Annotated in this window: 19 protein-coding genes and 1 riboswitch; of the genes, 10 read left to right on the top strand and 9 right to left on the bottom strand. The window is 61.9% G+C overall.

Annotated elements, in window-relative coordinates:
- Window positions 1-101 precede the first annotated feature (101 nt).
- A complete protein-coding gene (gene dauA / locus JZ00_RS16265; RefSeq protein ID WP_039592182.1) occupies window positions 102-1,841 on the bottom strand; it encodes a C4-dicarboxylic acid transporter DauA in 1,740 nt (579 codons plus the stop codon).
- 192 nt (window positions 1,842-2,033) lie between these two features.
- On the opposite strand from dauA, the gene JZ00_RS16270 reads away from it, so the two are divergent.
- On the top strand, window positions 2,034-2,519 hold the full coding sequence (locus JZ00_RS16270) for a hypothetical protein (RefSeq protein WP_039592181.1): 486 nt from the start codon (window positions 2,034-2,036) through the stop codon (window positions 2,517-2,519).
- A gap of 61 nt (window positions 2,520-2,580) precedes the next feature.
- Window positions 2,581-2,868 (top strand): PA4642 family protein, encoded by a 288-nt coding sequence (locus JZ00_RS16275; protein WP_039592180.1) that lies wholly within the window; start codon window positions 2,581-2,583, stop codon window positions 2,866-2,868.
- A gap of 113 nt (window positions 2,869-2,981) precedes the next feature.
- On the opposite strand, the gene mqo is transcribed toward JZ00_RS16275, so the two are convergent.
- Together mqo and JZ00_RS16285 are read right to left on the bottom strand one after the other, a co-directional pair.
- On the bottom strand, window positions 2,982-4,490 hold the full coding sequence (gene mqo / locus JZ00_RS16280) for a malate dehydrogenase (quinone) (protein ID WP_039592179.1): 1,509 nt from the start codon (window positions 4,488-4,490) through the stop codon (window positions 2,982-2,984).
- A gap of 734 nt (window positions 4,491-5,224) precedes the next feature.
- The gene (locus JZ00_RS16285) at window positions 5,225-5,458 is read right to left on the bottom strand and encodes a hypothetical protein (protein ID WP_039592178.1); all 234 of its coding nucleotides are present in this window, start codon (window positions 5,456-5,458) and stop codon (window positions 5,225-5,227) included.
- A 207-nt stretch (window positions 5,459-5,665) separates the two neighbouring features.
- Here JZ00_RS16285 and JZ00_RS16290 point away from each other — a divergent pair, with 207 nt between their 5' ends.
- On the top strand, window positions 5,666-6,250 hold the full coding sequence (locus JZ00_RS16290) for a YajG family lipoprotein (RefSeq protein WP_039592177.1): 585 nt from the start codon (window positions 5,666-5,668) through the stop codon (window positions 6,248-6,250).
- A 53-nt stretch (window positions 6,251-6,303) separates the two neighbouring features.
- Here the strand turns inward: JZ00_RS16290 and JZ00_RS16295 are convergent, their stop codons facing one another.
- Window positions 6,304-6,510, bottom strand: a complete 207-nt coding sequence (locus JZ00_RS16295; RefSeq protein ID WP_039592176.1) for a hypothetical protein — start codon at window positions 6,508-6,510, stop codon at window positions 6,304-6,306.
- Between the two features lie 210 nt (window positions 6,511-6,720).
- Here JZ00_RS16295 and JZ00_RS16300 point away from each other — a divergent pair, with 210 nt between their 5' ends.
- Complete coding sequence (locus JZ00_RS16300) at window positions 6,721-7,002, top strand: lipoprotein (protein WP_039592175.1); 282 nt, start codon at window positions 6,721-6,723, stop codon at window positions 7,000-7,002.
- Between the two features lie 70 nt (window positions 7,003-7,072).
- On the opposite strand, the gene JZ00_RS16305 is transcribed toward JZ00_RS16300, so the two are convergent.
- Window positions 7,073-8,239: a 1-acyl-sn-glycerol-3-phosphate acyltransferase gene (locus tag JZ00_RS16305; protein ID WP_039592174.1), complete on the bottom strand. Its 1,167-nt coding sequence runs from the start codon at window positions 8,237-8,239 to the stop codon at window positions 7,073-7,075.
- A 138-nt stretch (window positions 8,240-8,377) separates the two neighbouring features.
- Here JZ00_RS16305 and JZ00_RS16310 point away from each other — a divergent pair, with 138 nt between their 5' ends.
- The 3 genes from JZ00_RS16310 to JZ00_RS16320 are packed head-to-tail and all read left to right on the top strand — an operon-like array spanning window position 8,378 to window position 9,490.
- Entirely contained in the window at window positions 8,378-8,560 is a 183-nt protein-coding gene (locus tag JZ00_RS16310; RefSeq protein ID WP_039592173.1) for a CPXCG motif-containing cysteine-rich protein, read from the top strand.
- Between the two features lie 9 nt (window positions 8,561-8,569).
- Window positions 8,570-8,830, top strand: a complete 261-nt coding sequence (locus JZ00_RS16315) for a putative signal transducing protein (protein WP_039592172.1) — start codon at window positions 8,570-8,572, stop codon at window positions 8,828-8,830.
- Window positions 8,831-8,866: 36 nt separating this feature from the next.
- Window positions 8,867-9,490, top strand: coding sequence for an SOS response-associated peptidase (locus JZ00_RS16320; RefSeq protein ID WP_039592171.1), 624 nt, complete (start codon window positions 8,867-8,869; stop codon window positions 9,488-9,490).
- A gap of 57 nt (window positions 9,491-9,547) precedes the next feature.
- On the opposite strand, the gene JZ00_RS32160 is transcribed toward JZ00_RS16320, so the two are convergent.
- The gene (locus JZ00_RS32160) at window positions 9,548-11,686 is read right to left on the bottom strand and encodes a methyl-accepting chemotaxis protein (RefSeq protein WP_039592170.1); all 2,139 of its coding nucleotides are present in this window, start codon (window positions 11,684-11,686) and stop codon (window positions 9,548-9,550) included.
- 216 nt (window positions 11,687-11,902) lie between these two features.
- Between JZ00_RS32160 and JZ00_RS16330 the strand changes: the two genes are divergently transcribed.
- Complete coding sequence (locus tag JZ00_RS16330; RefSeq protein ID WP_039592169.1) at window positions 11,903-12,718, top strand: M48 family metallopeptidase; 816 nt, start codon at window positions 11,903-11,905, stop codon at window positions 12,716-12,718.
- Between the two features lie 61 nt (window positions 12,719-12,779).
- Here JZ00_RS16330 and JZ00_RS16335 read toward each other — a convergent pair whose 3' ends face one another.
- The 3 genes from JZ00_RS16335 to JZ00_RS16345 all read right to left on the bottom strand — a co-directional run bounded on the left by JZ00_RS16335 (window position 12,780) and on the right by JZ00_RS16345 (window position 15,625).
- Complete coding sequence (locus JZ00_RS16335) at window positions 12,780-13,364, bottom strand: TMEM165/GDT1 family protein (protein ID WP_039592168.1); 585 nt, start codon at window positions 13,362-13,364, stop codon at window positions 12,780-12,782.
- Between the two features lie 90 nt (window positions 13,365-13,454).
- A riboswitch (yybP-ykoY riboswitch) is annotated at window positions 13,455-13,576 on the bottom strand.
- A 51-nt stretch (window positions 13,577-13,627) separates the two neighbouring features.
- The gene (locus JZ00_RS16340) at window positions 13,628-14,626 is read right to left on the bottom strand and encodes a class I SAM-dependent methyltransferase (RefSeq protein ID WP_039592167.1); all 999 of its coding nucleotides are present in this window, start codon (window positions 14,624-14,626) and stop codon (window positions 13,628-13,630) included.
- Window positions 14,627-14,659: 33 nt separating this feature from the next.
- Complete coding sequence (locus tag JZ00_RS16345; protein ID WP_039592166.1) at window positions 14,660-15,625, bottom strand: 2-hydroxyacid dehydrogenase; 966 nt, start codon at window positions 15,623-15,625, stop codon at window positions 14,660-14,662.
- A gap of 194 nt (window positions 15,626-15,819) precedes the next feature.
- Between JZ00_RS16345 and JZ00_RS16350 the strand changes: the two genes are divergently transcribed.
- Together JZ00_RS16350 and JZ00_RS16355 are read left to right on the top strand one after the other, a co-directional pair.
- A complete protein-coding gene (locus JZ00_RS16350) occupies window positions 15,820-16,449 on the top strand; it encodes a LysE family transporter (protein WP_039592165.1) in 630 nt (209 codons plus the stop codon).
- A 144-nt stretch (window positions 16,450-16,593) separates the two neighbouring features.
- Window positions 16,594-18,276, top strand: a complete 1,683-nt coding sequence (locus tag JZ00_RS16355) for a fatty acid--CoA ligase (RefSeq protein WP_039592164.1) — start codon at window positions 16,594-16,596, stop codon at window positions 18,274-18,276.
- Window positions 18,277-18,478: the final 202 nt, after the last annotated feature.

Genomic DNA, 18,478 nt, shown 5'->3' on the forward strand with positions numbered 1-18,478 from the left:
CAGATGACCGGCCCGGCCTTCCTGGATCATGCCTTGTTCGGCTGATGGGGTGAGTACAGGAAAGCTTGTGTGGCGAGGGAGCAAGCGCCCCCCGCCACACATCACACCAGTCTTGAGTGCGCGACGCTCGCGGCCAGCCATTTTTCGCTCTTGACCCGCGCCTGCTCCAGCGTCTGCACGTACGCCAACTGGCGCTGCTCGCGATGAACCCCGGCGCGACGCATTTTCAGGCGCACCCGTGCCGCGGTTCCCACGAGTATCAGGCCGATGCCGTGCTTGCGGTAATCCTTCAGGATATTTTCCAGGACGGCCAGTGCCGTCATGTCCAGCATCGGCACGGCGCTCATGTCCACAATCACCACCCGCACACCCGGATCGAACTTGCGCAGCACATCCAATGCTTTTTCCGCCGCGCCAAAGAACAGTGGCCCACGGATCGCATAGCAGCGCACGTGCTCGGGCATGTCCAGCAAGGCTCGATGGACATCGCGCGGCAGTTCGGCGCTGTCGGTCAGTTCGCTCATGCGCTTGATGAACAGCCCGGCGGCCAGCAACAGGCCGACGGCGACCGCCAACACCATGTCGAACAGCACCGTCAGGCCAAGACAGGTCAGCAAGACCAGCACGTCGCTGCGCGGCGCTATACGCAGCGTGTGTAGCACATGCCCGGCCTCGCTCATGTTCCAGGCCACGATCACCAGCAGCGCGGCGAGGGCGGCCATGGGTAAATAACTGAACAACGGCGCCAGCGATACAATTGCCACCAACACCACCAGGCTGTGGATGATTGCCGCCAACGGCGATGTCGCACCGCTGCGCACGTTGGTGGCGCTACGGGCAATCGCGGCGGTGGCGGTGATGCCGCCGAACAGCGGGGCCACGAGATTGCCCAGGCCTTGGCCGACCAATTCGGCGTTGGGGTCATGCTTGCTTCCGGTCATGCCGTCCGCCACCACGGCGCACAACAGTGATTCGATGGCGCCAAGCATGGCGATGGCGAAAGCCGGCCCGAGTAATTGACGAAACAGGTCGTAGGAGAGCACCAGCGCCCTGCCTTGGCCGTCCGGCAGGTTCCATGGCCAATCGAAACTCGGTAGTAAAGGCGGGATGCCCGGGTAGGTGACGCCATCGACGACATAGCTGAAGCGTTCGCCCAATGTTGCGATGGGCAAGCCGAGGCGCTCCAGCGCCAGCCCCAACAGCGCGCCCACCAGCAACGCCACCAGGTGCCCCGGGACCCGTGGGACCCAGCGCGGCCAGGCAATCAGCACAGCCAGGCACGCGGCACCGATAATCCCGTCACCCAGATGTGCGCTGGGCAATGCCACGAGCAGTTCGCCGAGCTGTTCGATGTAATGCTTGGCTTGCCCTGCGGTGGTCAGCCCCAACAGGTCCTTGAGTTGCAGCGTGGCGATCACGACGCCGATACCGGCGGTGAAGCCGAGGATGACCGGATAAGGGATGTATTGAATCAACCGCCCTGCACGCATCAATCCCAGGGCGATCAGAATCAAGCCGGCAAGCATCGTACATAGCAGCAGGCCGCCCAGCCCGTATTGCTGGGTGATGGGCAGCAGGATGACCACAAAGGCCGCCGTCGGCCCGCTCACGTTGAAGCGCGAGCCGCCGGTCAGGGCGATCAAGGGCGCCGCCACCAGCACCGTGTACAACCCATGCTGCGGCGCCACGCCAACGGCGATCGCCAGGGCCATCGCCAAGGGAATGGCGATTACACCGACCGTCAGCCCGGCCACCAGGTCGCCGCGCAGGCGTTCGAATGTATAACCGGCACGCCAAGCTTGGCGCCAGGCGGCGAAGAGCGGTGGGGCGGAGAAGGACATGGATACTCCTGGCGAAGTTGAACCGGGCGATACCTCCCGCCCCACCGAGCGACTCGCCACAAAGGCAATGCGTTCGGCGTCGGGCTTGATGGCCCTTTGAGTATGCCGCGCCGGATGCCCGAATGTATTGACCCGGGTCGCTTATTTTTTCCATGGATGCTAGCGTGCCCAGCCAAGCCCCCGGAGCCTGTCATGCGTGTATCGATCCGCCGCTACGCCACTTTGCTGTTGATCACCAGCCTGCCCTTGGCAGCCATGGGCGCGCCGATGCACAGCCAGTTCCTGCCCCCCGACGATCTGGTGGCGCGCCAGGAGCAGCCCGAACAGCAGCAGTTGCTGCAAGTCACCGAATATTCGGTGGTGCTGGGTAACCAGCGGCCTTCAAACCAGCAGCCGATCCCGGTCACCTCGCCATTGATGGTGCGCCTAAAAGGTAAGCCCTTGAACAAAGGCGCGACCATCAGCCAGGTGATCCTCAATTTTGACGGCGAAAGCAAAAGCCTGAAAAAACCTGTGTACGACGAGGCGAGCAAGACCCTGACCCTGTCTTACCCACAGGCCCAGTACCGAGTCGTCATCGATCTATTGCGCAACGACACGGTGTACGTGCAATTTCTCAGCTACGCAAACGGCCATATCTGGGCCGACCTGCACACCGGCACCGCACGCCCGCGTTGAGCCGCAACGCCCGCCGGGGGTAAACTGCCCGCCCCGTGAATTGTGCGAGCTGGAGCCGGCAATGCGTAAAGACAAGAAACAAGTGATTGGTGACGAGATTGGCGACGAACAGATCAAGCTGTTCCTCAATTTTGAACCGGTCGATGCTACGTCGCCGTCGCTGCACAAACTGATCAAGGCCTATCGTGGGCTGCGTGTCGACGACTTCGAGCGCTTCCTGGCGTTTTTCATCGAGGCCGGCTACGACCTTGATGGCAAGGACGAGCATGGCAACGATTTCATTGCGTTGATCCATGATCAGCGCAATGCGGAGGAATATATCGAGTTGATCAAAAAAGCTCGCGGCTGATTGGTTCAGGCCTGCTGCACAGGCCAGCGGGAGCAAGCTCCCTCGCCACAACAGCTGCAAAAAAAAACGCCCCGCTCTCATGGAGAACGGGGCGTTTTTTCTTGCCGGTCGAATCAAGCGTAGCTTTGGGTTTCGCTGCTTTCTTCAACCAGTTCCAGCGCAACGTTGTTCTGCGCATTGATCTTGCGGTACAGCGCTGCATCGGTTTCCAGCACTTTTTCCCGAGCCGGGAAGATTTCCGCGAGCTTGGTGGCCCACTCTCCCTTGGCTTTTTCAGGGAAGCAGCGCTCGATCAGTTCCAGCATGATCGAAACGGTCACCGAAGCACCTGGGGAGGCGCCGAGCAGGGCGGCGAGGGTGCCGTCCTTGGCTGCCACCAGTTCGGTGCCGAATTGCAGGACGCCGCCTTTTTCCGGATCTTTCTTGATGATCTGCACTCGCTGGCCGGCCACTTCCAGGCGCCAGTCCTCGGCTTTCGCCTCGGGGTAGAAACGGCGCAGGGATTCCAGGCGCTGCTCCATCGATTGCATCACTTCGCTGATCAGGTACTTGGTCAGGTCCATGTTGTCCCGGGCCACGGCCAGCATTGGGCCGATGTTGCCGGCGCGTACCGACAACGGCAGGTCCATCAGCGAACCGTGCTTGAGGAACTTGGTGGTGAAGCCGGCGTATGGCCCGAACAGCAGGGATTTCTTGCCATCGACCACGCGGGTGTCCAGGTGCGGCACCGACATCGGTGGCGAGCCCACGGCGGCCTGGCTGTAGACCTTGGCCTGGTGATGCTTGACCACTTCCGGGTTGTCGCAACGCAGCCACTGGCCGCTGACCGGGAAGCCGCCGAAGCCCTTGCTCTCTTCGATACCCGAAGCTTGCAGCAGCGGCAACGCGGCGCCACCGGCACCGAGGAAGACGAACTTGGCGTCGACTTCGCGGGTGCTGCCGGAATTGACGTCCTTGATGCTCACGGTCCAACCGTCGCCCTTGCGCTTGAGGCCGGTGACGCGCTTGCAGTATTTGATCTGGGTGTCCGGCGCGCTGCCCAGGTGCTTGAGCAACTGGTTGGTCAAGGCGCCGAAGTTGACGTCGGTACCGTTCATGACGCGGGTGGCGGCGATGACTTCATCGGCCGGACGGCCCGGCATCATCAGCGGCATCCACTCTGCCATCTGGTCGCGGTCTTCGGTGTATTCCATGTCGGCGAAGGCGTGATGCTGGCGCATCAGTTCGAAGCGTTTCTTCAAGAACTCCACGCCTTTGTCACCCTGCACGAAGCTCAGGTGCGGCACTGGGGCGATGAAGGATTTCGACGAGCCGAACGTACCCTTCCTGGTCAGGTACGACCAGAACTGCTTCGACACCTCGAACTGGGTGTTGATGTGCACGGCTTTCTTGATGTCGACACTGCCATCGGCGGACTGGGGGGTGTAGTTCAGCTCGCACAGCCCGGCGTGACCGGTGCCGGCGTTGTTCCAGGGGTTGGAACTCTCCGCGGCACCTGAGTCCATCAGCTCGACGACTTCCAGCGAAATCGCGGGATCGAGCTCCTTGAGCAGTACGGCCAGGGTGGCACTCATGATGCCGGCCCCTACCAGAACTACATCGACTGCTTCGTTATGCGCCATTTAACGCGTCTCCAAAATCTGCAGCACCAAATTGTCGGCATAGCGGCCAGGAAGCGGGGCAGTTCAGTTGCGCCCCAGGTATCCATGGCCAGGAATCGCCATGTCCGAATCTTCGCAATTTTTCGCAACTCAGCGGATGCATGCAGCCTGGCCTCAAGAGTCCCATGAACTCATTTAAGCGCCGGGCGGGCAATTCGACTTATGGCCGAGGCATCCGTTCGTGCAACCAAATCCGTAGCGGACAGGCTTCAGGCGGCGGTTCTTGAGCGATATCCGGTCCTGTGTCGTTGGGCTGTTCCAGACGCTGATGGTGCTTGTTCAGACGCAAAACTCTTCATTTGCTCGCCACACTCTTGTGAAGTAGTGAAAACCCGTTTTTTCACGCTCTTTTGAAGACGTGAACCTCAAAAAAGGGCTGTCCCAGCCTGGCACCGCGCCCGGTTTGGTCGCCCCCATGCAATACATGGCAGGCAAAACGGGCAGACAGCTCAGTGACCGAGCGTAATGACAGCTCTGCAGATTCGCGAAAAGCGGTGATTTGCCAGGGAAAACAGCAAGCGCCAGCTTCACTCGATCTGTGTGGGCGGCTCTCTGTGGGCGGTGCGGGGTGCCAATACAAGCGCATCAGCGGCGTTGCGAGGCCCGATCAGGAGACGTCCTTATAATCGGGGGGAGATTGTAGCGAAGAAACGCGCGGAAATGGTCGTGTTTTATGACTTTTATTAGCCTTGCGGTCAGACGGCCAACAGCGGGCGGTTACGTGAGCGAGTACGAGGCGGTTGTACCAGGGCGCTGGCAGGCAAGGGTTGATGCAACCAGTTGAGGCGGATCTCTTCGATTTCCACCCAGCCATCGCCCATGGGCTGCAGGCTGCATTGCTTGAATGCCTGGCAGCGGCCGGTGCGGTCGAGCAGGGCGAAGCAGCGGTGGTGCGGGCGCGGGGTGAACAGGGAAATGAGGTGGCGCATGGTCAGGTACCGTATCCGGGGAACTTGGGTACAGCCTGACAGCCAGCCATGACGCCGAGGTTTAAGGACGATGACAACGGGGTGACAGGAACCGCCCAACCCAGGCCCGTGTCAGACATTTCAGTATTCATGCCGCGACGCTAGTTCGCCGCGATGGCGCACCGCTATACTGCCGGCCTGTCTGTGCCCGATTCTGGAGAGAAGAGCATGTTGCAACGCCTGTTGTTCGGTTTGATCGCAGTGACCAGTCTGACCCTCGTCGGCTGTGCCCACAGCCCGCAACAACTCAACCCGGAGCCCAAGCTCAACGCCCAGCTGGCGCCGGTGGGTCGCGGCCAGCCGGTGGTCGTGCGGGTCGTTGATGGTCGTCCGTCGCCGACCCTCGGCACGCGGGGTGGGCTGTACCCGGAAACCAGCGTGATCACGGTGCAGGGTGCGCAAATCCTGCCTAAATTGCAGGCGCAGGCCGAGGCGGCCGTGCGTTTGCTGGGCTTCACGCCCACCGCTAATGCAATGAATGCCCCGCAACTGACCGTGACCTTGGCCGAACTGAAATACCAGTCGCCCAAGGAGGGCATGTACGTGACAGAGGCGACAATCGGCGCAACCTTCCGCTCCGACGTGCAGAACGCGAACCGTCGCTACAGCGGTCGATACGGCGCGTCCCTGGATCAGCGCTTCGGCATGGCGCCCAACCAGGACACCAACACCAAGCTGGTCAGCGATGTATTGAGCAATGCCCTGACCCGTCTGTTCAAGGACCCGACCATTGGTCAGGTGCTGGCGGAGTAAGGTTTGGCTTGAACGAAAAAGCCCGCTTCTGCGGGCTTTTTCATGGGTGCGAGTCAAGCGGCCTGGGAGTAGAGCTCCAGCACGCTGATGCCGGTCAGCAGATCGGTCTCCGGGAGGTCGGCATGTTGATGGCCGCCGAGGGCGCAATACACCAGCCAGTGCCGGTCCTGGACGTTGAAGGACAAGCTGCCGACAAGGGCCTGCTGTTCGTCGCTCGGGCTGATAAGGTAGAGACGATCCTGGTTTTCGGCGTGCAGCATGACGGGTTCCGTACGGGTTTGGAGGGCGACAGGGTGGCCTATCCATATGACGAAACCGTTACATGAAAATTAACCTTCTTTTGTGGCCCTGGCCTGGGCGGATCGTTACCGGTCGGAAAAACCGATGCAGCGCGCCAGGCTTTCGGTAGAATCCGCGCCCTGTTCGTAGGTCCCGGGCGCAAGGCGTCCGTTTTTCGCTTGAGGTCCGTGATGTCGTTGCAATTGTTTTCGCTGTTCGCCGCCCACCCCGCCAAACTGATCAACTTGCTCGCGCTGCTGTTTGCCTGCCCGGGTGGCTGGGTATTGCACGCGACGCGCCGTCGCGAACAGCGAGCACGTGCTTGCCTTCAAGCGCGCACCGGCGAAAGCAATGAACGATTCGAAGCACTGCTGGACCTGGCCACCCAGCGCATGAACCGTTTCTTCTACCGATTCGGATTTGCCTGCCTGGGCGTGGCGCTGTTGATGTCCTGGATCAGCACGCAGCTCTGATCGCAGTCGGCGACAACTGCTTTGGTGGCGAGGGAGCTTGTTCCCTCGCCACGAAAAAACACTCGCTACTTTAAAGCGGCAACCCCGCCTTGACCCGATACTGGTTACGCACCGGCGTTGCATATTGCAGCACCAGGAACGGTCGCTGTTCCACCGGGCACGCATCCAGCCGACGTTGCCATTCCCCTTGAGCTTTCGCCAGTTCCTCGGCACCGAACACCTCGGCCGCCGTTGGCACCTGTAGCTGCGGGTCGGCATCCGTCCATTGGGCGTAGGCCAGGTAATGCACCGGGAACAGCCGATAACCGCCGAGAATCTGCCGGTCCATTTCCGCCGCCAGTTGCTTGGTGTCTTCGAACAGCTCGGTGATCGGCGCGGAGAAGTTCACGTGGACCCGCCCTTTATAGCCGGTGATGCCCTTGGCGATGCTGACGTCGTCCTCGCCCGGTGCCTTGGTGTAGGTCCCGGTGGTGGCACGGATGTACAACTCGCGGGCCTTGGCCTGGTCGCACGGGTCGTATTCGTAGCTGATCGACACCGGCGTGAGGTTCAGCGAGCGGATGACCTCGCCGAACGGCTCGTCCTTGCGGCTCATGTGGAACATCTTGAGGATCGCCGACTCGGTCCGGTCATCACCGTCCTTGGCCCGGCCCTCTGCCTGGGCGATCCAGATCGAGGCGCAATCGTTGCGGATCGAATGGTTGATGTACGCCGACAGCAATTGGTACGCCGCCATCTTTTCCCGCCGGCCGGTGATGGAGCGATGCACGATGAAGCTCTTGTTCAGGCGCATCAGGTCGCTGACAAACGGCTTTTGCAGCAGGTTGTCGCCAATGGCGATGCGCGGCGTCGGCAGGCCTGCGTGGTACACGGCATAGTTGACGAACGCCGGGTCCATCACGATGTCGCGGTGGTTGGCGATGAACAGGTACGCGTTGCCGGACTTGAATTGCTCCACCCCGGTGTAGGTCACGCCATCGGTGGCGCGCTCGATGGTGTGGTCGACGTAGAACTCCACTTTGTCCTGCAGGGTGGCGACCGAGGTCACACCGGCGAACTCACGACGCAACTTCTGCGCTATAAGGGGTTTGAGCATCCAGCCGAAAGCGCCGGCCAGGCGCGGGAAGCGGAAGTGGGTGAGGATATCTAGAAACGCCTTGTCGCTGAGCAGCCGTGCCAGCACCGCTGGTACTTCGCTGTCGTCGTAAGGTCGGATGGCATCGAATTCGCCCATCATGCTCTCTTGTTGGAAACGGCTAGGGTAAGTAAAGGTTCGATCGAAAAAATGACAGGACACGCCTGGAAGATAGCCCAGGCAAAAATAGCCCTGCAAATAGACCGGCGATTATACGCACAAGTCACTTGGGAGACCGCGATGCTGGAAGCTGCTGAATATGAATGTCCGTATTGTGGAGAAGAAGTGGAGACTTCATTGGATCTTTCCGGTGGCGACCAGACCTACATCGAGGATTGCCAGGTCTGTTGTCGGCCGATTACCTTCGTGCTGCAAGTACACGAGGAAGAATGGCACCTCGAGGTCTTCAGCGAGAACGAATGAGGGGCGGCCATGCAGCGAATCTACGAACTGGAAAACTTGATGGAAGGTGAATTGCTCCAAGGCATGCTCGCCAGCGAAGGCATCACGGCGCATCTGGTGGGCCGTGACCTGGTGGGGGGCGCGGGGGAACTGCCGATGCATGGGCTGTTGGGGCTGGCGGTGGAAGATGAACAGGCGCAATACGCCCGCGAACTGATCGCCGCCTACAATGCCGCGCTGCCGTTGCCCGGCGATGAGCCGGACAGTTACCCCGGAACGCTGGTCTGTTAGGCTGGCCGCCGTTTGATATGAGAGTCGTGTTACCCCATGTGTGGACGTTATGCCCTGTTTCGCTGGAATCCTGCCTTCGCGGCCTTGCCCGGCTTCCCCGCCGACCAGAAGGCCCAATGGAACATATCGCCCAACGATTCGGTTCTGATGCTGCGGGCTGGCGCCGATGGCCGGCGTGAATTGGCCCGGGCGCGCTGGGGACTGACGCCGCCGTGGCTGACCGACCTGTCCCGCACCCCGGCCCATGCCCGGGCCGAAACCGTCGCCGAGCAACCGATGTTCCGCGAGGCCCTGCGGTTGCGTCGGTGCCTGCTGCCGGCCAACGGCTTCTACGAGTGGCGTGGTGGTTCGCGTAAACGCCCGTATTGGCTGACCCCGGGGGAAGGTTCATCGCTGTTTTTCGCGGCGATCTGGGAAGCGTATCCGGTGCAGGAGCAGGTGTGGTTGAGCACGGCCGTCATCACCCAGCCGGCGGCCGGTCAGCGGCGCCCGCTGATTCTCGATGAAGAGGGCCAGCGGCTGTGGCTCGATCCCGAGACACCGTTGCATGCCCTGCAAGGGCTGCTCGCGAGCGAGCCGGGGCAATTGCGCGAGCGGGTGCTGGCGAACATGGTCAACGACCCGAAACTCAATGGGCCGGAGTGCCTGACCCCGGCTTGAGTTCTTTGGCGGCAGTGCCGGCCCCTTCGCGAGCAGGCTCGCGATGAAGCCGCAGGATCAGACCTTGAACTGATTGATCAAACGCCGCTGTTGCTCCGCCAACTTGGTCAGCCCGGCGCTGGCTGCGCTGGACTCGTCGGCGCCGCTGGCCACTTCGTTCGCCACTTGGCCGATATTGATCACGTTACGGTTGATGTCATCCGCCACGGCGCTCTGCTCCTCGGCGGCGCTGGCGATCTGGGTGTTCATGTCGTTGATCACCGACACCGCCTGGGTAATCGTCTCCAGCGCCTGGGCTGCCTTGGCCGCGTGCTGCACGCTTTCATCGGTGCGGTGCTGGCTGTCTTCCATGACACGCACCACGTCGCGGGTGCCCTGTTGCAACTGTTGGATCATCGACTGGATTTCTTCGGTGGCCTGCTGCGTCTTCTGCGCGAGGTTGCGCACTTCATCGGCGACCACGGCAAAACCACGACCTTGTTCGCCGGCCCGCGCCGCTTCGATGGCCGCGTTAAGGGCCAGCAGGTTGGTCTGCTCGGCGATCCCGCGAATGGCGGTGAGGATCGCGTTGATGTTCTCGCTGTCCTTGGCCAGGGTCTGCACCACGCCGACGGCCTTGCCGATTTCCACGGCCAACGCGCCGATGGAGGTGGAGGTGTCGCGCACGATTTGCATGCCCTGGCTGGCGGCCTGGTCGGCGTGACTGGCGGCTTGGGCGGCCTGGGTCGCATTGCGGGCGACGTCCTGGGCGGTGGCGGTCATTTCATGCACGGCGGTGGCGACCTGATCGATCTCCGACATTTGCTTGTGCACGCCCTGGTTGGTGCGGATCGCGATGTCGGCGGTGTGCTCCGACGAGTCGCTGACGCTCTGCACCGACGTCACCACCTGGGTGATCATTCCCTGCAATTTGCCGAGGAAGGTATTGAAGCCCTTGGCGATGGCGCCCAGTTCATCGGCGCGGTCGCTGGTCAATCGGCGCGTCAGGTCGCCTTCGCCCTGGGCGATGTCATCGAGCATCGCCACCATTTGCTTGAGTGGCCGGGCGATGCCGTGGCCCACCAGCCAAATCACCAGCAGGCCGATGGCGGCGATCGCCAGGCCGACCATGGCCATGCCGAAGATATCGGTCTCGCGCTGATCGTCGAGGTCCTTCTGCAAGGCTTGCAGATCGGCCATCACCGCGTTCAACGGCAATTGCAACATCAGCGTCCAGCGGGCACTGGTCTCACCGATGCCGAACGGCATGTACACCTCGATATGGCCGTGCGTTTCGTCGATGTCGTAACGCACTTCGCCGACGCCGAGCTTGGTCAGGTTGTCCAGTTCGTTGGCGTCCAACAGGTCGCTGGCCTTTTCCCCGAGTTTGCTCGGGTCCTTGGTGAAAGCCACCAGGCGATTGTTGCTGGAGAGCAAGGCCATTTCCCCAGCGCCGCCGTACAGCTTGGCGTCGGCGGCGACGAGCATGTCCTGGATGAAGTTCACCGACAGGTCGGCACCGACGATGCCCTGGAATTTTCCATCGATCAGGATCGGTTCGATGAACGACGCCAGCATCGTCATGGTGCTGCCGACGCGGTACGGCGCCGGGTCGATCACGCAGGCTTTCCTGCTGTCCTGGGAGCACAGGTAGTACTCGCTGGCGCGAATGCCAGTGGAGAGCAGTTTCTGGTCCGTCACGTCGGCGAGCTTTTCCAGGCCGAGGGTGCCGTCCTGGTTGCGAAACCACCACGGCAGGAAGCGACCGTTGGTTTCCATGCCCAGCACCTGGCTGTTCACGTAGTTGGCGTCGTCGTGGTCGATGGCGTTCGGTTCCCAGGCAATATAGGCGCCGAGGACCTTCGGGTTGCGCACCACGGACTCGCGCAGCAGGCTGATCATCTGCTCGCGTGGCATCTTCAATTGCGGGTTGCCGTCCGCGCCGTTCATGCCCATCAGGGCGTTGGCCGTCGCCAGGCCCCGGGCAAGCAACAGCGGCGCTTCAAGCTCACGCTGGATCAGGCTGGCCTGGGTGTGGGCGAGGGCGCTGAGGCGTTGTTCGATGAGTTGTTCGAATTGCACCTTGGTCCGCTGCTGCACCATTTCCTGGGTGCGGGCGCCGGCGAACAATGCGTAAAGCACCAGGGCGCCGACCACGCTGAGCACGATGGCACCGGCCAGGGCAGCAACGGAAAACTGGATCGATCTGAATTTCATAAAGGCACCGGACCTGAAATGACGTCTGGTCCTTGTATCGGCATTTCCGTGGCCCGGCATGAGACGCTGTTCGTCGGATGACTGTTTTGGCTGGATGGGTGTCGCAAATGGATGAGTGGGACCTGTCCGAAAAACCTGTAATCCCTCGCTGTGTATCTGGCGCCGATACAAATCAAGGCCTAGGATACGCCCACGATTCCATGGAGCTTCTTTTGTATGAACAAGACTTTGATGGTGAGCGCTCTGGGCGCGGCCCTGCTGCTCGCCGGTTGCCAATCAGTCAATACCACCAGCGGCGGAGCCGTGGGCGTGGAGCGCAAGCAGTACATGTTCAGCATGCTGTCGACCGCCGAGGTCAACCAGATGTACGCCCAGTCCTATCAGAAGACGTTGGGCGAGGCGAGCTCCCAAGGCGCCCTGGACAAGACCAGTAGCGACGCCAAGCGCCTGCAGGTCATCGCTGACCGTCTGATCGCCCAGGCGCCGGTGTTCCGGCCGGACTCGGCGCAGTGGAACTGGGAAGTGAACCTGATCAAGAGCGATGAACTCAACGCCAATTGCGGGCCCGGCGGCAAGATCATGTTCTACAGTGGCCTGATCGACCAGCTGAAACTGACCGATGCGGAAATCGCCGCGATCATGGGCCATGAAATCGCCCACGCCTTGCGCGAGCACGGTCGCGAAGCCATGTCCAAGGCCTATGGCATCGAAATGGCCAAGCAGGGTGCCGGTGCGATATTCGGCCTGGGCCAGGACAGCCTGGCGCTGGCCGACACGGTCGCCAACTATGGCATGACCCTGCCCAACAGCCGCGGCAACGAAAACGAAGCCGATCTGATCGGCCTCGAACTGGCGGCCCGTGCCGGCTACGACCCGAACGCCGCGATTACCCTGTGGAACAAGATGGCCAAGGCTTCGGAAGGCGCTCCGCCGGAGTTCATGAGCACCCACCCATCGTCCAGCAGCCGGATCGCCTCGTTGCAGGCGGCGATTCCGAAGGTGATGCCGCTTTACCAGCAGGCCAAGAAGTAATCATCGTCATCCGGTGAACTGTTGTTGTGGCGAGGGAGCAAGCGCCCTTGCCACAACAGCATCAAACCCACCCACTGCTCTGCATCGCCTTGTACACCGCCACGATTGCCAGGATGAAAAACGCCGAGGCGGCCAAGCGACGGATGAGAGCCAGGGGCAGTTTCTCGGCGGCGAAGTTGCCCGCCAGTACCACCGGCACGTTGGCAATCAGCATGCCCACGGTGGTGCCAATGATCACCAGCCACAGTTCCGGGTATTGCGCGGCGAGCATCACCGTGGCGATCTGGGTCTTGTCACCGATTTCCGCGAGGAAAAACGCGATCAGCGTGGTCAGGAACGGGCCGAATTTGCGGGCCGTATTCGCCTCTTCATCGTCCAGCTTGTCCGGGACCAGGGTCCACAGTGCCGTGGCCGCGAAGCTTGCCGCCAATATCCAGTGCAGCACCGCATCGGAAAAGAACCCGCTGACCCAGGCCCCGACCGCGCCTGCCGCCGCATGGTTGGCGAGGGTCGCGGCGACGATGCCGGCAATGATCGGCCACGGTTTACGAAAGCGAGCGGCGAGGATGAGGGCGAGCAGTTGCGTCTTGTCGCCGATTTCGGCCAACGCAACGATGGCAGTGGGTACGAGGAAAGAGTCCAGCATCAGGGAATTCCTAAAAGGGGCGGGTCGACACGGCTATGACACGTACAGCCTTCCCGCCCCGGGTAAGGTGTGCGTGTCATAGGTCTTGTCAAACCCAGCGACCATCTGCGTGGACGCTTGGGCCGCATACGCCATGGCCTGCTGACCAAGTATGTTGACGTATGCCGGGCGAGCAGGGCGCTCGCGGGAGACTACTCCCCTAGGACGGTGCGGATTCTGCCTAGGCAAATCCGATTGGGCAAGCGCTGTTTTGCAAAAACGCCTCAGCCGCGCTTGGCCCGGTAGATGCGAAAACCCTGGCCTTCGGCTTTGATCGCGCAGGGGCCCAGGTGCTCTTCGATCAACGGCTGGTACTTCAGGAAGCTGTTGGCGACCAGCCGCAGTTCGCCGCCGTTTTTCAGATGTTTGGCTGCTTTTCGCAGCAGGTTCTCGGTCGCGTGGTAGTCAGTGTGCACTCCGACGTGGAACGGAGGGTTACTCAGGATCGCGTTCAAACCCATGGGCGCGGCGTCGATCCCGTCACCGGTCAGCACGTCGGCTTCCAGGCCGTTGGCGGCCAACGTCAGGCGACTGCTGGCGGCGGCAAAGGCATCTACGTCCAGCAGCGTGACGGTGTTGTGTGGATAGCGGCGCTTGACCGCCGCCCCCAGCACCCCTGCACCGCAGCCGAAATCCAGCAGGTGGCCGCTGGGCAGCTTGTCCAGATGCTCCAGCAACAGCGCGCTGCCGCGATCCAGTCGACCGTGACTGAACACCCCCGGCAAGCTGATGACCTTGAGCGGGCCTTCGGCCAATGGCAGTTCATAGGTCTGTGCCAGGCTCTCCAGCGGTTTGGCCTCGGGGGCGTTGGCCACGGTGACCTGCCACAGTTGGCAGTGCCGCGCGCTGTCGAGCTTGCGCGGTTTGCCGAACGGGTTGAGTTGCTTGGATGCGCCTTCGATGCCGCTGCGTTTTTCCCCCACCAGATACACCTCGCGTCCGGCCAGGCGCGAAGCCACGGCGTTGAGAATGTAGTCGGTGAGATCCTTGGCCTTGGGCAGGAACACCACGGCGGTATCGAATTCGCGCTCGGGTACGTTCACGCCAAAGTGGCTGCGCCCTGGGAAGCGCGCATCCAGGGCCGCTTGATCGCCCGCATGCCAGCACCAACCATGGGCCTCGGGCAGACGGCCCAACAGATCGTCGGCAGGCAGCCCGGCGAGCAGGACCGAACCCTGGAATAACTCGGCCTGACGAAGCAGTACTTCACTGCGCGGATCCATGGTCTGCTCCTTGTAAAAAAGTGCGGCAGTCTATCAATTGACGACTCGTTGCGCTTTACCGCTGAAATAACCCCGGGCGTTTTCCGCCAGTTGGCCGACGATCCGCTGCCTGGCCTCGCGGCTGCCCCAGGCATTGTGGGGTGTGACAATCAGCCGGGGGATATCCCCCGCCAATAGTGGATTGCCCTGGGTCGGCGGCTCCACGCTCAGCACATCGGTAGCGGCGCCGCCCAGGTGACCGTTGCGCAGGGCGTCGGCCAAGGCTTGCTCATCGATGAGGCCGCCGCGTGCGGTGTTGACCACGAATGTGCCGGGCTTGAGCAGCGCCAGCTCACGCGCGCCGATGAAGTGGCGGGTGTGCTCGTTGAGCGGGCAATGCAGCGTCAGGGCGTCCACTTGCGGCAGCAGTTGGTCCAGCGCAACGCGGTCTGGACGGGCGGGCCGTCCCGGAATCTGCCCCAGCAGCACGCGCATGCCGAAGGCTTCGGCCAGCCGAGCGACGGCGCCGCCCAATTCGCCATGGCCGAGCAGCCCGAGGGTCTTGCCTTGCAGTTCGACGATCGGGTAATCCAACAGGCAGAACTGCGACGCCTGCTGCCAGCGACCTTCGGCCACGGCTTTTTGATAGTCGCCCAGGCGAGTCGCCAGGTTCAGCAACAACATGATCGTGTGCTGCGCCACCGACGGCGTGCCGTAGCCCTGGCAGTTGCTAACGGTGATGCCGTGTTGGCGGGCGGCGGCGAGGTCGACGTTGTTGGTGCCGGTGGCGCTGATCAGGATCAGTTTCAGTTCGGGACAGGCGGCGATGGCTGCCGCGTCGATCACGACTTTATTGGTGATCGCCACCGTGGCGTCCTTGAGTCGTTCCGTCACCTCATCCTGGCGGGTGCCGGCAAACAGGTGCAGTTCGGCGAAGCAATCGCGTAATGGAGCCAGGTCCAAGTCGCCGAGGTCCAGGGAAGCGTGGTCGAGGAAAACTGCGCGGGCGGTATTGGTCATCAGCTGTACCTGTCATGTAAAAGACTGAAGGCGTAATGTGGCGAGCCTATCAGAACAAATTGCCGTGGCGAGGGCGCTTGCTCCCCCTGGCTGTGAAGCAGGCCTGCGGGGTAAGCGACTGCTGTGCAGCCGAGCGGGAGCAAGCTCCCTCGCCACGGGATTCATTCAACAGAGATTGTCGCAAGGAGCCCACCATGTACCTCGCCGAATTCCTCACCGTCGCCCTGATCCACTTGCTGGCCGTGGCCAGTCCTGGTCCGGACTTCGCCGTGGTGGTCCGTGAAAGCGTGACGCACGGCCGCCGTGCCGGGACCTGGACTGCGTTGGGCGTTGGCACGGCGATTTTCCTGCATGTGGGGTACTCGCTGCTGGGGATCGGCCTGATCGTGTCCCAGTCGATCGTACTGTTCAACGCCTTGAAGTGGGCCGCCGCCGCGTACCTGCTCTACATCGGTTTCAAGGCCTTGCGCGCCCAACCGGCCAAGGCCACCCAGGAGAACCTGCACAAGGACGCGGGCGAACGTACCGCTCGTGGCGCGTTCACCGCCGGTTTCGTCACCAATGGGCTGAACCCCAAGGCGACGCTGTTCTTCCTGTCCCTGTTCACCGTGGTGATCAATCCCCACACGCCGCTGGCGATCCAGGCCGGCTACGGTGTGTACCTGGCAGTGGCCACGGCGGCCTGGTTCTGCATGGTGGCGATGCTGTTCAGCCAGGCGCGGGTGCGTGCCGGTTTTGCCCGCATGGGCCATTGGTTCGACCGGACCATGGGCGCCGTGCTGATTGCCATCGGTGTGAAACTGGCGTTTACCGAGGCCCATTGAGCGGCTTGGACGGGTCCCGATGATGGCTCAAGGCTAGTGTTTGCGGGTGGATCAAATCATTCCTTCGGCTGATTTGATCCACGAACAAGCGCTTTAGAGTGCTTACTTTCCAGCCAAGACCGTGCAGTCAGAAAAGGGACTCCTATGTTGCAGACTCGCGTTATTCCTCCAGCCGAGGGCGTTTACCAATACCCGTTGCTGATCAAGCGGCTGCTGATGTCCGGCGCGCGCTATGAGAAAACCCGCGAGATCATCTACCGGGACCAGTTGCGCTACACCTATCCCACGTTGATCGAGCGTGTCGCGCGGCTGGCCAACGTGCTGACCGAGGCCGGGGTCAAGGCCGGGGACACCGTGGCAGTGATGGACTGGGACAGCCATCGTTACCTGGAATGCATGTTCGCGATCCCGATGATCGGCGCGGTGATCCACACCATCAATGTGCGGCTGTCGCCGGAACAGATCCTCTACACCATGAACCACGCCGAGGACCGCTTCGTGCTGGTCAACAGTGAGTTCGTCGGCTTGTACCAGGCGATCGCCGGCCAACTGACCACGGTGAAAAAGACGCTGCTGCTGACCGACCAGCCCGACAAGACTGCCAACCTGCCGGACCTCGTCGGCGAGTACGAGCAACTGCTGGCGGGCGCCAGCCCAACCTATGACTTCCAGGACTTCGACGAGAATTCCGTCGCCACCACGTTCTACACCACCGGCACCACGGGCAATCCCAAGGGTGTGTATTTCACCCATCGGCAACTGGTGCTGCACACCCTGGGCGTGTCGACCATCATGGGCGCCATCGACAGCGTGCGCCTGTTGGGCACCAACGATGTGTACATGCCCATCACGCCGATGTTCCACGTTCATGCCTGGGGCCTGCCGTACGTGGCGACCATGCTCGGTCTCAAGCAGGTCTACCCCGGTCGATACGACCCGGAGTTCCTGGTGGAGCTGTGGCGCAAGGAAAAGGTCACCTTTTCCCACTGCGTGCCGACCATCCTGCAAATGGTCCTCAACGCCAAGGGCGCCCAGGACACCGATTTCGGCGGCTGGAAAATCGTCATCGGCGGCAGCGCCCTCAACCGCAGCCTGTACGAGGCGGCGAAGGCCAAGGGCATCCAGCTCACCGCCGCCTACGGCATGTCGGAAACCGGCCCGCTGGTGTCCTGCGCCCACCTCAACGATGAGTTGATGGCCGGCGGCGAAGACGAGCGCATCACGTATCGGATCAAGGCCGGCGTGCCGGGGCCGCTGGTGGAAGCGGCGATTGTCGACGGCGAGGGCCGCTTCCTTCCCGCCGATGGCGAGACCCAGGGCGAATTGGTGTTGCGTGCGCCGTGGCTTACCGAAGGTTATTTCAACGAACCGCAGAAGGGCGCCGAGCTCTGGAGTGGCGGCTGGTTGCACACCGGCGACGTCGCCACACTGGACGGCATGGGGTTCATCGACATTCGCGACCGCATCAAGGACGTGATCAAGACTGGCGGCGAATGGATCTCGTCCCTGGACCTGGAAGACCTCATCAGCCGGCACGCGGCGGTACGCGAAGTAGCAGTGGTCGGCATCCCTGATCCGCAGTGGGGCGAGCGACCGTTTGCCTTGCTGGTCATTCGCGAAGGGCACCAGATAGGGGCTCGCGAGCTCAAGGAACACCTCAAGCCGTTTGTCGAGCTGGGGCACCTGAGCAAGTGGGCGATCCCTAGCCAGATCGCCCTTGTTACGGAAATTCCCAAGACCAGCGTCGGCAAGCTCGACAAGAAGCGTATCCGCGTTGACATCACCGAATGGCAGAACAACAACAGCACCTTCCTCTCCACGCTCTGAGCGTCCACGCCGTGCCCGAAAAAGGCACGGCAGCCCCACCAAGCAAGCGCTTGTCTTGTCAAATCGGAAATTTCAGCCATCCTTGCCATGCCGATAAACGTCGGCCTGGCGAAGGACTGTTCCAGAGTGGTCGAGGGCTGCAAATCACACTTTAGAGGGATCAAGCCGTACTACCCGCTGGCTATAGTCCGCTCAAGGATTT

The organism is Pseudomonas frederiksbergensis (assembly GCF_000802155.2).
Taxonomy (GTDB): domain Bacteria; phylum Pseudomonadota; class Gammaproteobacteria; order Pseudomonadales; family Pseudomonadaceae; genus Aquipseudomonas; species Aquipseudomonas frederiksbergensis_A.

Coding starts and splice junctions, on each gene's coding strand:
- JZ00_RS16310 (WP_039592173.1), top strand. CDS start 8,378: ATGCTGGAAGCTGCTGAATATGAATGTCCGTATTGTGGAGAAGAAGTG.
- JZ00_RS16335 (WP_039592168.1), bottom strand. CDS start 13,364: ATGCTGGACTCTTTCCTCGTACCCACTGCCATCGTTGCGTTGGCCGAA.
- JZ00_RS16285 (WP_039592178.1), bottom strand. CDS start 5,458: ATGCGCCACCTCATTTCCCTGTTCACCCCGCGCCCGCACCACCGCTGC.
- JZ00_RS16315 (WP_039592172.1), top strand. CDS start 8,570: ATGCAGCGAATCTACGAACTGGAAAACTTGATGGAAGGTGAATTGCTC.
- dauA (WP_039592182.1), bottom strand. CDS start 1,841: ATGTCCTTCTCCGCCCCACCGCTCTTCGCCGCCTGGCGCCAAGCTTGG.
- JZ00_RS16345 (WP_039592166.1), bottom strand. CDS start 15,625: ATGACCAATACCGCCCGCGCAGTTTTCCTCGACCACGCTTCCCTGGAC.
- JZ00_RS16340 (WP_039592167.1), bottom strand. CDS start 14,626: ATGGATCCGCGCAGTGAAGTACTGCTTCGTCAGGCCGAGTTATTCCAG.
- JZ00_RS32160 (WP_039592170.1), bottom strand. CDS start 11,686: ATGAAATTCAGATCGATCCAGTTTTCCGTTGCTGCCCTGGCCGGTGCC.
- mqo (WP_039592179.1), bottom strand. CDS start 4,490: ATGGCGCATAACGAAGCAGTCGATGTAGTTCTGGTAGGGGCCGGCATC.
- JZ00_RS16330 (WP_039592169.1), top strand. CDS start 11,903: ATGAACAAGACTTTGATGGTGAGCGCTCTGGGCGCGGCCCTGCTGCTC.
- JZ00_RS16270 (WP_039592181.1), top strand. CDS start 2,034: ATGCGTGTATCGATCCGCCGCTACGCCACTTTGCTGTTGATCACCAGC.
- JZ00_RS16350 (WP_039592165.1), top strand. CDS start 15,820: ATGTACCTCGCCGAATTCCTCACCGTCGCCCTGATCCACTTGCTGGCC.
- JZ00_RS16295 (WP_039592176.1), bottom strand. CDS start 6,510: ATGCTGCACGCCGAAAACCAGGATCGTCTCTACCTTATCAGCCCGAGC.
- JZ00_RS16275 (WP_039592180.1), top strand. CDS start 2,581: ATGCGTAAAGACAAGAAACAAGTGATTGGTGACGAGATTGGCGACGAA.
- JZ00_RS16305 (WP_039592174.1), bottom strand. CDS start 8,239: ATGATGGGCGAATTCGATGCCATCCGACCTTACGACGACAGCGAAGTA.
- JZ00_RS16300 (WP_039592175.1), top strand. CDS start 6,721: ATGTCGTTGCAATTGTTTTCGCTGTTCGCCGCCCACCCCGCCAAACTG.
- JZ00_RS16355 (WP_039592164.1), top strand. CDS start 16,594: ATGTTGCAGACTCGCGTTATTCCTCCAGCCGAGGGCGTTTACCAATAC.
- JZ00_RS16290 (WP_039592177.1), top strand. CDS start 5,666: ATGTTGCAACGCCTGTTGTTCGGTTTGATCGCAGTGACCAGTCTGACC.
- JZ00_RS16320 (WP_039592171.1), top strand. CDS start 8,867: ATGTGTGGACGTTATGCCCTGTTTCGCTGGAATCCTGCCTTCGCGGCC.